Annotated in this window: 12 protein-coding genes; 8 read left to right on the forward strand and 4 right to left on the reverse strand. The window is 57.0% G+C overall.

What is annotated here, in order from left to right; translation table 11 throughout:
- Nucleotides 1–62: 62 nt before the first annotated feature.
- Nucleotides 63–431 (forward strand): hypothetical protein, encoded by a 369-nt coding sequence (locus EN932_RS04210; RefSeq protein WP_128368731.1) that lies wholly within the window; start codon nucleotides 63–65, stop codon nucleotides 429–431.
- Here EN932_RS04210 and EN932_RS04215 read toward each other — a convergent pair.
- The gene (locus EN932_RS04215) at nucleotides 408–1,070 is read right to left on the reverse strand and encodes a hypothetical protein (protein WP_128368732.1); all 663 of its coding nucleotides are present in this window, start codon (nucleotides 1,068–1,070) and stop codon (nucleotides 408–410) included. The two genes, EN932_RS04210 and EN932_RS04215, sit on opposite strands and share 24 nt — an antisense overlap.
- A gap of 23 nt (nucleotides 1,071–1,093) precedes the next feature.
- Entirely contained in the window at nucleotides 1,094–1,834 is a 741-nt protein-coding gene (locus tag EN932_RS04220) for a hypothetical protein (protein ID WP_128368733.1), read from the reverse strand.
- A 545-nt stretch (nucleotides 1,835–2,379) separates the two neighbouring features.
- Here EN932_RS04220 and EN932_RS04225 point away from each other — a divergent pair.
- From EN932_RS04225 to EN932_RS04255, 7 genes are all read left to right on the forward strand, one after another.
- On the forward strand, nucleotides 2,380–2,979 hold the full coding sequence (locus EN932_RS04225; protein ID WP_128368734.1) for a hypothetical protein: 600 nt from the start codon (nucleotides 2,380–2,382) through the stop codon (nucleotides 2,977–2,979).
- A 14-nt stretch (nucleotides 2,980–2,993) separates the two neighbouring features.
- A complete protein-coding gene (locus tag EN932_RS04230) occupies nucleotides 2,994–5,231 on the forward strand; it encodes a DDE-type integrase/transposase/recombinase (protein ID WP_164890425.1) in 2,238 nt (745 codons plus the stop codon).
- The gene (locus EN932_RS04235; protein ID WP_164890426.1) at nucleotides 5,215–6,210 is read left to right on the forward strand and encodes a TniB family NTP-binding protein; all 996 of its coding nucleotides are present in this window, start codon (nucleotides 5,215–5,217) and stop codon (nucleotides 6,208–6,210) included. Before EN932_RS04230 ends, EN932_RS04235 begins: the two co-directional genes overlap by 17 nt.
- On the forward strand, nucleotides 6,203–8,413 hold the full coding sequence (locus EN932_RS04240) for a TniQ family protein (RefSeq protein WP_128368737.1): 2,211 nt from the start codon (nucleotides 6,203–6,205) through the stop codon (nucleotides 8,411–8,413). The genes EN932_RS04235 and EN932_RS04240 overlap by 8 nt, the downstream gene beginning before the upstream one ends.
- A gap of 136 nt (nucleotides 8,414–8,549) precedes the next feature.
- Nucleotides 8,550–8,819: a hypothetical protein gene (locus EN932_RS04245; protein ID WP_128368738.1), complete on the forward strand. Its 270-nt coding sequence runs from the start codon at nucleotides 8,550–8,552 to the stop codon at nucleotides 8,817–8,819.
- 665 nt (nucleotides 8,820–9,484) lie between these two features.
- Nucleotides 9,485–10,372, forward strand: a complete 888-nt coding sequence (locus EN932_RS04250; protein ID WP_206519234.1) for a sce7726 family protein — start codon at nucleotides 9,485–9,487, stop codon at nucleotides 10,370–10,372.
- 3 nt (nucleotides 10,373–10,375) lie between these two features.
- Nucleotides 10,376–11,071 (forward strand): sce7725 family protein, encoded by a 696-nt coding sequence (locus EN932_RS04255; protein WP_245461041.1) that lies wholly within the window; start codon nucleotides 10,376–10,378, stop codon nucleotides 11,069–11,071.
- A gap of 538 nt (nucleotides 11,072–11,609) precedes the next feature.
- Here the strand turns inward: EN932_RS04255 and EN932_RS04260 are convergent.
- Together EN932_RS04260 and EN932_RS04265 are read right to left on the reverse strand one after the other, a co-directional pair.
- Nucleotides 11,610–12,338, reverse strand: a complete 729-nt coding sequence (locus EN932_RS04260; RefSeq protein WP_127369586.1) for an ABC transporter ATP-binding protein — start codon at nucleotides 12,336–12,338, stop codon at nucleotides 11,610–11,612.
- Nucleotides 12,338–12,780: ATP-binding cassette domain-containing protein (locus EN932_RS04265; protein WP_164890427.1), on the reverse strand; the 443-nt coding region annotated here is incomplete at its 5' end. The genes EN932_RS04260 and EN932_RS04265, both read right to left, overlap by 1 nt.

Consider the following 12,780-nt stretch of genomic DNA (forward strand, 5'->3'; position numbering starts at 1 on the left):
CTCGGGCCACGTGCGGAAGATGCAGGAAGCTGAAGAGTAATTTAGCGCAAGGAGCCGGAAAGATGTTTCCGAAAAGCGGCAATAAATTTCCAGAGGGACCCACCCACGCAACCGAAGCGATATATGCAGCAGCTATCGCCAAAGCATTGGCATCCGAGGTCGGCGCCAGCCGGTTAGCGACGAAAACGGTGATGTTCTGGACGGGTGCCAGTGACCGCAGTGCGAGGCATTGGCTGAACGGAGATCATGGCCCTGGAGGGTTACACCTCATTCTACTGGCCAGGAACTCGACGGCAGTGATGAGGACAGTAATGCGGCTGGCTGATCGGCAAGGATTCGAATTGGCAATCGAACTCTCGGCCGCACGCACAGCTCTTATTCGAGCCACCGCAATCGTCGAAGCCTTGTCATCCAATGGCGGGAAAATCTGATGCGCCGTACGGCGCTTCCCTGGACCAGTTTGCCGTTCTGCCGGTTTCAATCTTAACCAAAGTTGTGAGACGCGCCGAGCTACCGGCTTTGCGCGTCCGCTCCGCCGGGCGGAACGTCGAAACGACCAGAGGCTGCCGCAGCCTTTGTCCGATAGCTCTAGCAATCCTCCGCAGATCCAGCGCGGCGTGGGGGCGCGAACCATCAGGAAAGCGCGACTGTGCCCGACCGGCAAGCTGGATGCACATGCCATACTGAAGCAGTGCAAATCGATACGGTTCATGATCGAAAGACGCCGCGAACACTTCTGCCGAAATACCCATATGACGCGGAGCGCCAACCACCCTCCCGGACGCGCCTTGCCTTTGGGTCAATATCGCTTTTGGGCAGACGTCGAACAGGTGGAATACAAGATGCTCTGACACCAGCTTTGTGAAGCGCGGCAGATATCTGTCGTGGACACCAACTCCGGCTAGCGCCGCCGCTGCCGCAGCGTCGATCAGGGCATATACGTTCTTTTGCGGTACCACCACTTTCTGATCGACCCACAGCTCAAGTTGAGCCTCCTTTACCCCGGCCAGACGTGCGATCTCCCCGCAGTCGAACTCCGCGAACTCGTTTTCAATAACGCCTTCACACATGAGTGTATTCCCTATGCTAATAGTTACTGGAGTGTCGGCAAGGCGATCATCGATGCCAAATCGTGGGACTCGTGTTCACGTCGCTTGGGCGATCGGATGACCATCTGCGCGAGGTAGCTACCTGCGCGCTCGGCAAGCCGTTTTCCGGCGGCATCCAGGTCCAGAACGACATCCTTGACCTGCTCGTCATTCGAAATCCGTTTTTTCAATTTAACCGCAAGGGTTGCCGGCTTGATAACCGCGAACTTAGCGGTCGGCTCAACAGCCCAGCGTCGCATAAAGGCGCGCCGTAGAATGATCTCATCGGCTCCCAGACTGGAAGCTACGGTTCGAAACATTCCTGTTTCAGATTCGTTGATCACGCGAGTGAGCGACTCCGATCGCCGCAAGGCATGATAGAGAATGCTATGAGAAACCTTCGCCGCGATGTTCGCCGCATGAAGGAGCGGAACATCGAGCGCCAACATATCGCGAATGGCGCAGAGCCTCGCGACATCCGAGGATCGGGGCAGCCTCTTACCTTCTGGCATAAACCGGATGCCTGATTTCGCCCAGTCATCCAGGGTACTCGATCCGATTTCGGTTATGTCAGAGAGGCGATCTCGACCGAACGAGTGCTCGCCGAACTGGATCGTCCTTCCATCCTCGTAAGGGATCTCGTGGGGAGCCATAGAAGGCCCCAAAGACAGATAATACCTGATGAACTCCTCGTCAGACTCGAAGATCGCGAGCTGCAGATCCTGCAAAATTGCGTATGCACTCATTAGTAGGGCCTTTCGATCGTGTTGGGTCAATCCTGGGTGTCAGTTTCCGCGCGGTTTCGAACAGCCTAAATGGCCCCACAGCACGTCGATGCTCGCCTCATTCGATTGTTGTCGCCGTGGCTGACCAGCGTCCGCAGCCCCCAGCAAATGACATCCATAAAAGTGAATTTCCATTCGACAACTCCGCCTAATTGGATGGACTCCTACCATCTTTGTCCGGTATTGCAAGTATAAACTTCTGTTAACGATAACGTTACTTGGTTAACGCAGTGATATCCACGGACTACATCCCTTGTCCAGAAATTCTTTACATCGAATTTTAGAAGCTAAACCGATCAAAATCATTTGACAGAGCTTGGATAAGGATTTTAATCGGCCGGAAAACTCGCCAGCCGCCAAGAAAAAATGTGCGGAGACTGCAAATCAAATAGGAGGCTTGGATGCGGCCGCGATCATCTATCACATCCGAATATTTCGGGCTTTGTGAGGCCCCATCCCGAATGCGTAGGCCTCTGAGGTTTAGTCGGCGCGGATTGATCGTGGGGATGTCGGGCGCATCAAAGCTGCTGGGTTCTCGTCAGCACGGATCGTTGCTGGAGCGCGATCTCCACACACTGCTGGAAGCGGATCCCTCATTTGAGAGCTTCGCGCTTGAGGCGCACTCTCTCATTTACTTCGCTCCTGCAGAACATGGCCATTTCCAACGACGCACTTACACACCAGACGTCGTCGCCCGAACAACGTCCGGCGATATCGTGGTGCTTGAGGGAAAGGCAGCGGCTTTCCGGGCAAGGACGGACTGGGCTGAAAAGGAGCATTTGATCCGCGACGCATATTGGTATGATCACGGTGTCCGGTTCTGCATGCTGACCGAGTTCGACATCCGCAAGGAGCCGCGACTTTCGAACTGCAAAATAATCGTGAGCCGCGCGCGCGGAGCCGCTGACCCCGACCTAGCGCTCCGCCTTGGCGATGCAATCCGGGTTCGCCCGCATACCCTCGGAGAATTGTATCGCATCGTGGCGGCGCCGAAGGCATCGGTCTTCGCGACAGTTATGGCGCTGGTTTACAGGGGTACGGTGCAGTTTGATCTGGCGCAGCTCGTGGGCGAGACGTCGACCTTTTCTGAGGCGGTTGCGCGATGAACCCAAGAGAGGCGATGCGAGAATCGGATTGCGCGCTGCAGACGCCGAAAGGAGCCAGGTATTTCGAGATCCCACTTTTCTCCGAGATCAAGATGCATGACCGTCAATACTTCGTGCAGCAGCGCCTAGGAGACCAGTGGGTTTTCATTGACAGGCAGAACGCACGCCCAGCTCTCCTCACCGACACGCAAATCGGGGAGCTCATGTCGTCAGGAGACTTCGTGGTCGAACGAATGGCTGCGGGTTCTAAGTCGGCCCCCGTTCCTCCGTCGCCGTTGTTGACAAGTGACACAAACCACAGTCAGAACCTGCGAAAGCATGCCTATGTAGAGGCCTGCCATAGGCTCGGCGACCATCTCCGGCGGTCAAGATCGATACTTAAGCCCGTCATCGCAGAATTAGCATTTCGACGTGGCGAGAATGCGCCCGGATTCACGACAGTTCTCTCGTGGCTCGACGAAGCGGAGCAGTTTGGCCGACAGTTTGGCACTGCTGCATATTCTGATCGCCACTTTCTCAAGGGACGACGACCGCATCTGCCGAGTTGGCAGGAAGACGCTATCCAACTCGGAATAGATTTGTGGCTCGCAGTGAACCGCATGACCAAGAGCACGGCCTATGCAAAAGTTTGCGAGGCCATCCGGGAGTTTGACGAAACAGTCGGATCGTCGCTCGACAAGAGCACCCTACCTTCGAAGCTACTTGCGGCAGATGGTAGTCTGGCACCACCCTCCGAGAGGATCTTTCAGCGTAGATGCGGTCAGGTTGATAGGCATACCCGCGACCACTACAAGCGCGGCCCACATTATGCTGCGAACAACAATCGAACTTTCTCCAAGCGTCCTCGACCGGCGAGGCCATACGAAGACGTGGAGGTTGACCACTGCACCCTTGACGTAATCATCGTCGACAGGGAGCACGGCTGCATTTTCGGTCGCCCTGATTTGGTAGTGTTTCGAGACCGGGCAACGGCCATGATCGCCGGTTTGTCGATCGGTTTCGAAGCGCCAAGCTACGCTTCATTTATCGAGGGGTTGCGACATGCAACCTATCCGAAGTCAGCGGACAGTCTGGCTGGAGTATCCAACAATTGGCCCTGCTATGGGCGGATCGAGAACCTCTGGGTCGACAACGCCTTCCATTTCATAGGCAATAACATCGCCGAGGCCGGGCGAGAGCTTGGGATCAATATCGAGCGACTGCCGCGACGGTCCCCATGGATGAAAGGCGCCCTGGAGAGGTTCTTCAGATCATTGGGAGTGGGACTTCTACACCTCCTGCCCGGAACCACCTTGGAGAACGTGCTTGCGCGACGAGATCACGAAAATCTTGGCACTGCGACCCTGACCCTTCCTGAACTCGAAGGCGTTATCACGAAGTGGATTTGTGACGACTACCACCAACGCATAACGAAAGGCCTTGGCGTTATCCGAGGTCACGGTGATGTTCCTTCTAGGGTTTGGAACGAGCTCGCAGCCAAATGCCCGGCGGCCCTACCTCCCAACCAAGATTTGTTCACCTCTCTTGCCGGAGACACGGAGTACCGCTCCATACAGCGAGAGGGCATAGTATGGGACTACATCGTGTACGAGTGCGCGGAACTGTCCGCGCTGCTGACAGACTCGCGGCATGGCTTGAAGCGAGAAGGACGAGCCTCAACCAAATATAAGGTTGTACGCGATCCCTATCGATTGGCGGAGATCAGTCTGATCAATCACCACGCTGGCGAGATCATCAGGGTTCCGGCGACGGCTGCGCATCAGGAATACGCATCGAGCGTAACACTGCATCAGCACCGCGTAATTCTCGCCCGGGCACGCGAGCAAGTGCGAGGAAGTGTGGACATCAAGGCTCTGATGCGCGTTCGCGTTGAAATGACTGACTTGGTGACGCGCCTTCTAGGTAAGCGCCCAAAGACGATCGAAAAGAAACTCGCGCGTTATGTGCAGAAGGAGGCCGCGTACCGTTTGGCTAGTAAGGTTGTCGCCGTGCCGGACGCTAGTGCGTCAGACTTCCTCGGGTCAGACCTGCCGTTCGTGGAGACTTCACGACCGATTGCATCGTCATTCCCCGCTCAATATCCGGCCAAGGCCTCCCCAACGAAACAACAAGACAGCGAAGCGGCCGGAATCAATCCAACTGTCGGAAGCCTCGAATCCGTCTCGAGCGGCAAGTCGCCCGAGGACATCGACGATCTGGAAGAGTTCAAGAAGCTTAAAGCGTGGAGCGTATCAGATGGACGACAAATCTGACCGGGTTAGAGCCGCACAATTGGCCGCTGTCGAGCGGCAGTCAATCCTCAAGAAGCTGATCATCAAACACGACCGCCTCTCAGAGGGGATGGAGGCCCTGTCTCGATTTCATATGCCGGTTAAAGGCGGGGTCCATGACACAGGGTGTGTGTCCGCGATCGTCGGGGATAGCAGGACTGGCAAATCCTTTGCAGCGTCGGCGTATGCGCGGCGATTTCCGTCTTTAGAAGGCGAAAGAGGAATGATTTTCCCAGTGCTTCTTGTCGAAACAGCACCCACGGGAGGCATGAGGCCTGTGCTTGAGAACCTCGCCAACGCCCTCGGCATGCTTCACTCCCAACGCATGAACAATGGCCTTCTTACTCACAATATCCTTGACGGGCTAAAATATCATCAGGTCCAACTTTTGATCTTTGATGAGTTCCAAGACGTTTGTGATAGCCGAAATGTTCGGTTGGCGTCGGACGTGAAGCGCTTGCTTCGTAAGATCCTCAACCTCGACACTCTCAACATCGTCTGCATCGGCCTTCCAGAGACGTATCAGATTCTGGCCAACGACAAGCAGCTCGTCGGGCGCGGCGGCTTGCAACATGCCCATCTTCATCCCTACACATGGGACAGTGATGACGAGCGGAAGTCGTTTCGGCTCCTGTGCGACATGTTCGACGACGGTATGCCGTTTCGCGAGAAGTCGGGCTTGGGATCCGTCGCCCTGGCACAGCGTCTTCATTGGGTATCCGAGGGGATCATCGGCAAGCTAAAGAATTTCCTGTTCCAAGCGGGATGTCTCGCGATCAACGACGGCTGCGAGCACGTGACGTTCGAGCATCTCGCGATGGCTTATAGCGCCATCAAGCCACCAAAGACGGCCTTTAACCCCTTTGTCGATGATTGGAGCTTGAAGCCGGTCGAGCAAACCGAACTGCCCTTGTCATCCGCGCAACGCTCGCTCTCCAAGAGGAGTGTTGCGCATGCTTGATCGAGTCGATTCAGAAAGGCTCGTCCCTGTTATCAGCCGCTGGGGTATTCAGCCTCTTGTCGATGAACCCGCACACGGGTTCTTTCTGAGACTCGCCGCGCTAAACGGCCAAGTATCAATCCGACCCTTTGCTATGGCTCTCGGCATCAACGGGCGAAACATTAAGCCCCAGGAGATGCTGGGCTTCTGTGCGGAACTTCCTATTCCCGGGCTCGATAGTCTACGCGACGCAACGCCGGTGCTGGGTGATCGTGGATCAGTCTACATACGAGGAGAGCGTCTCAGAGTCGGTCGCGACTGGTCGACGCGGCATCGCCGGTACTGTGCCAAATGCCTCGAAGAATCGTCGCATCACCGATTCTGGTTCGACATCGTGGCTATTTCACACTGTCCGTTTCATGGCCAGGAGATGTCGTTCGAGAAAAATGGAATGGTGTGGGCCCGAGGCTCCTCAGCGAAGGCAATGCCGCCGGCTGCAACACCTTCCATAAGCAATCTCGCCAAAGTCGGGCTAGCCCAGTATCTGGCTGGTCGGTTGGGGGTTCTGCCGCGCATGGACGTGGCATTGCTCGACGGCATGGAACTCACCGACGCGATCTTTCTCTGCACCGTAATCGGAGACATGATCCAAGTGGGCTGGCAATCTCGCAAGCCAGACTCCGGCCGCATCCAGTCAACGCAAAAAGCCGCTGCTCAAGGGCTTTGTTTCTTGCTGGAGGGGAGATTGCTGCGCGATTTGTGCAGCAGCTATCTGCGCTCCGGCCGCTTTTTCATCGATGGAAAACTTACCTCGCGGAAGCCAACACACGTGCTCGGTTGGCTTGAGTCGCCAATGAGGAACCCGATACATCACAAAGGCATCGCCCCACTACGGGATTGCATTCAAGACCTTCTCGGCGAGTTAAGGCCGGCGCGACGGAAGTGCGTTCAAATCGATACCGAATTTGATCGCGGCGTAGACGTCATCGCGAAATCCCTCAAGTTAAGATCATCTGCAGTTCGGCAACTTGCAGTCGCGTGTGGTCAGCTAACCTGTCGGGATCTGAACGCCGACGCGATTGCCAAAATGGCGACGAGAGCCTGCGGTCCAGAAACTGCAGCAGAATTGCTCGGCGTCAACAACAAGCGCCTTGCGATCCTTCGGGAGGCTGGCCTGATCCAAACCCTTATTAAGGGCTGTGCCGGCAATCCAGCGAAATATGATGTGGAGGTGATCCGCTCGCTAGTCGATCGATTGAATGCCCAGCGTTCCACTGCTGGCATCCATAAAGAGGGCCTGACGCTGGAGCAATACCAACGGAAGACGCTGTCCGCGTATCCGACCGTCGTGAGGCAAGTACTAGCTGGCGAGTTGCCAATATCAGGGTGGGATGCAACCAAGAAGGGCCTGTCCGCAATTTTCGTGCCTCGGCCGTCGGTTCATCGGGTCAGACGAACAACTATCGAAGATGGATATGTCACCGCCGAGCAGGCGGCTGCGCGCCTTTGTGTGCAGCCGAATGTCATCAAGAATTTGGTTAAGCTGCGCATAATTCACGGCTTGGAGAAAGGCGGCAAGGCCTGGGCCGTCGACGTTCAGTCGCTCAAGAAGTTCGCAAGCGACTTTGTCCCCGCAAAAATCTTGGCTGGGCGCTTGCAATGCCCCGTTTGCAAGCTGCCAGCCAGACTTCAATCTCTGGGGATTTCAATTGCTTTCAGCACCCGTCAAATTGGCGTGACGATCGTCCGCAGATCCGACGTCGCGCGTCTTGTGCCTGTCTCCTCGGGTGGCACGGATCTAGCCGATCAATTCTTCAGAGCTATGAGAGCGCGTTTTTTGACGTCGAGATATGGCCATGGCGTGCGATGGGTAGAGGGTGAGAGATCCGCGATCATTCTCGGGATCGGAGGAAGAGTGCGCCTTACTGTGGAATATCGGGTCGCGCAATTCGCGACCGATGCGACGGTGCTTGTCGCTAGTCCAGTCTCGGAAAGGACGCTGGCTCTTGCTGACGAGAAATTTCGAGCGCTATGGCCGGAATCGTCAATCGGCATTGGCGTGCGAGGACGAGCTACTGTCAGCAAAAGTTTTGCATTGGGCGGTCCAGCCTGCCACCAGCAAACTTTTGATTGGCTCGAAAGTTGCGCGTTGTCACTGCGATCTCTTGTGGGTCATCCCCGGAAAAGGCAGTCAAAGCCCGCATTGTTCGACATCCCTGTATAGGCGATGGGGTGCCGGTGACGCTGGCGAAAGCGGCGCAAGTATCCGCGCATCCATGTGAGCCGCTCGCCGATTTCCTTGACATTTGATGTAAAATATAGGAATAGTTGCCTATCTCAAATTGCAAGGAAGAAGACCAATGAATACCTCTCCCAAGGTAGGCCATCTCGAGCGCTCGCTTGTTTCGTTGAATCCATTGCGACTCGCCGGAATGAGTCGTTTGATGTTGGCGAAGATCGAAAAGGCTCGTATTCGACACGCTGAACTTCTTGAACAGTTGCGCGACCTTGAGAAGCAGCACGCCGAAGCCGAAAATTCACATTTGCAGCATCACTTTTCTCAGCTGATCGAGCATTTGCGTCCTCAGCTTCAGCATGCCTTCGATACGATCGGACCGTACATTAGGTAGGATCGTCTTGGCCCTGTCGCGAGTCCAGACATTCTTGGCGCCATGGCCCCAAAAGTCCAACCTTTTGTGGCTAAATTAGTCCAGCGCATTGACGCGGAAGGGAGCTAACCTGTTGCTTTTTATGGAGCCTTCGTCCAAGCTTCTGTGGCGCCCGACAAGTATATGGCGCAAGGGTTTGCGCCTGATTGGGAGATGGCTGAAAATAAGGGGTTTTACAGGCGGTTTTACAGAATCGCTTCCGGATTGGTTCCAAGGCCGTTCGCTTTCCAGGCGAAGCCGAGCCCATGGTGAGCAGACCGAGCCATGGGAGCGTTTTCGACCTGAGGGGGCGATCAATGTGACGCCATTGGTGGCCGCGTCCTCTAACCAGCAGCGACCCAGTAGGGCGAATTGTGCCGGTTATGCAATGACCGATATGGGGCCGACAGCGGACTGGCGGCTTTTCGGCGAACCGATGCCAAAGCGGACGCCGAGTGTCCGAACAGTGCGCTTTTTGACGCCGAAATCGGCGACGGCAGCCTTTATGCAACTCTATCAAGCGATCCGAGGACCGGTTTGGCGCAATCCTAAGGCTGGGTGGCCGTTGAACATTATGCGATTCCCCTTGCCGCGGGACTAAGCTAAGCTGACCAGCCACAGTCTTAGTCTGGGCGTCGGGGAAAAATGTGACCATCGGTATCTCAGAACTTTCAGCGCTGACGCGCCTCTTTTCTTCGGCCGTATTCCAGGAATTCGCACGGAAGGGCCGCTCTGCGTTGTTTCGGCGTCTGATCGATCAGACCCGCGTCGCTGGACGTTGCGCCGCCGATGCGACGGTCGGGGACGCGTTCGACGCTGCGTTCTCGATTCTCGGAATCGCTGGACTGCGCGATGAATACGTCTACCGGGCGGCGCTGACCCATAAGATACTGATGGGCAAACATTCGTTGCGCACAGCCTCGATGCTCAACGAGTTTCGCGCCGGATCTTGCAAGGCGGATCTTGTCATCCTCAACGGAACGTCGACCGCCTACGAGATCAAATCCGAACGGGATTCCCTCGGGCGCCTGATCAACCAAGTCGAAAATTACAAACGCGTGTTTGCATCGGTGAACGTCGTAGTCGGCGAACGCTATGTCGATGGCGTCCAGTTGGTCCTTCCCGAGGACGTCGGCATACTTTGCTTGTCCCACCGCTACCGCATCGCGACGGTGCGCGACGCAGTAGACTGCCCCGAGCGTATCTGCCCAGTTACGGTGTTCGAATCGCTTCGCTCGGCGGAAGCCGCGGCAGTCCTGAAGGCGCTCGGCATAGCCGTCCCGGTCGTCCCGAATACACAGCGCCACGCCGCGATGCGGGAGCTGTTCTCGCATCTCGACCCTGTGGCACTTCATGGCGAAATGGTGCGGACGTTAAAGCGCACACGTGACCTCGCGCCTTTGGCCAGCCTCGTCGACCAGCTACCGCGCTCGCTCCACGCCGCTGCCCTGTCGATACCGGTCCGCCGCGCAGACCATGGCCGCATCGTGCAAGCGATTGCGACGCCGCTCGACGCGTCCACGGCCTGGGCCTAACGCATGTATCACCCATATTTCCGCGGCAAGCAGTTCGAACTGATCGCCATTCGCGAAACCGCAATGCTGATGGCGGAATCGGGGTTCGTGCCAATCATAGAGCCTGTGCGCGAAGCGCTCAAAGGGTTGGAGCGGACCCTTACGGCGATCTGCGACGCCGGCGGCGAGGCGATCGTGATCATCAATCCGGCGCATGGCGATCATGCCGAGGACGGCGTGAGCATCTCGACGCTGCTCGGGAATGGATTTCTCAAAAAGGACGGCATCAGCTCAGGCATCCTGCTCACCAACGACATGGATGTCGATGACGCGGTCGCCTGTCACCTCAAGCACCAAGCGCATCAGCCAGTATTCATCCATGCCGGTTTCACCGAAGCCAAGGCACTGGCCGACGCGCTCGGCGACGACCTCGCGGAGACGCGGCACGTCTTCTTCGAAAAACACTGCCACAAGCTGTACCGCAAGCACCTGAAGGGCAGCAAAACCCGCATCCTCCTGCGTGACGGGTTCGAACGCCGGCGCAACGCCGATCATCCGCCAGTCGAATTGTTCTCTGATCTCCACCTCACGTTCGAGGAGGAAGACATGGACGGTTTTGGCGATTTCCTGATCGTAGGCGATGACTATATCGAAGGCGGCGGCCCCGCTTATGCCGTCGCGATCCACCTCACCTTTCTCGACCCGACAAGGACGAGGTGATGTATGTCTATCATTTCGTGTCGACGACAAGGGACACGCCGAGCGATCCGGGCGGCAAGTTTGCACAGGCGCTGGCAAAGCTGATCGCGAAGCTCGATTAGCGAATTAGACGGCAATTCCCGGTGCGAAGTCACGCTACGCCTTAAATCCCGCGGTTCGACGATTATGTTGATGCCAAGCGGAAGCGCACTTGGCATCGAAGCGTCGGCGACGCCTGCTTAGAGGAACCCGCATAGCAGTCCGCAATGACCGACATTAGGCGCCTACCAGACATTCACCAGCCGACCGTCTGCGCCCCACTCGCTATTCTTTCCACATAGTGGATCGTAGTTCAGCCTGCATATGTTCTGCCAAGTCGAGTTCGCCTCTCGCTTCTGGCCGATGGGGTTTAGCGCACGAGCTCCGACGGGCGCTTCGCAGGCATGTCCATCCTTCGATGGCACGCTGAAGTAGGCCTGCTCAAGGGCCTGCCGTTCAAACCGAGCGGCCTTCCGCTGCCGATATCTTTTGCTATCCTTTGCGTTGGCTGCTTTGCCAGCTACGCAGCCGCGCCACCTAAGTAGGCGCTGATGACCGCTTCATTGCTCGCCAGATCGCTCCCAGGGCCATCAAGAACGATGCGCCCGGCTTTGAGCACATAGCCGTAGTCCGCGAACTTCAAGGCGACTTTGCTGTTCTGCTCGACGAGCAGAATGGTCACCCCTTCGCGATTGAGGCGCTGCACGATTTTCATGACTTCCTTGATCAGTTGCGGCGCCAGACCCATGGATGGTTCGTCGAGCAGGAGCACCTTGGGCGCGGCCATGAGGGCTCTGCCGATTGCGAGCATCTGCTGCTCTCCTCCAGAGAGGTTCCTTGCATCGCCATTCTTTCTGCGCGCCAGGATGGGAAAGAGTTCAAAAACGTGATCCAGCCGCCGCTTTCGCTCAGCGTCGTCGGCAAGCGTAAACGAGCCGAGGTCAAGATTCTCTTTGATCGTCATGTCGCCGAAAATGCGCCTTCCCTCCGGGACGTGGACGAGCCCGCGATGCGGCAGGCGATGGGCCGGGACCTTGGTTATGTCCTCGCCCAGGAAGCGGACATTTCCAGAGGACGCCGCAATCAGGCCGGACAGCGTGCGCAGCACCGTGCTTTTGCCGGCGCCGTTCGCGCCAAGCAGGGCGACGATCTGGCCGCGTTTGACCGAAAGGCTGACGCCATGAAGCGCTTCGATGGCGCCATAGCGGGCAACGATACGGTCCGCGCTAAGAACGATCTCGGGGTCCATTAATCCTCCGTGCCGAGATAGGCTTCGATGACCCTGGGGTCCGCGCGGACGGCCTCCGGCGCACCATCGGCGATCTTCTGACCGTAGTCGAACACGACGATCTTTTCCGACACTTGCATAACCAGCCCCATATCGTGTTCGATCAGCAGGACGGTGACGCCGGTTTCATCGCGAATGCGGCGGATCAGATGTACGAGGTCCAGCTTCTCGCGCTCGTTCAGGCCGGCAGCGGGCTCGTCCAGCAGGATAAGCTCAGGTGTCGACGCCAACGCCCTTGCGAGTTCGAGCCGCCGTTGATCGCCGTAGGAAAGGCCGCCGGCATATCGATGCGCATGCTCAGCAATGCCGACGAAATCGAGCCAGCGCATGCCAACCGCGCGGATCACCTCTTCCTCGCGCCGCTGCGACGGCAAGTGCAGGATGGCCGACACGATGCCATGAC

This window comes from Mesorhizobium sp. M7A.F.Ca.US.002.01.1.1 (assembly GCF_004022955.1).
GTDB lineage: Bacteria > Pseudomonadota > Alphaproteobacteria > Rhizobiales > Rhizobiaceae > Mesorhizobium > Mesorhizobium ciceri.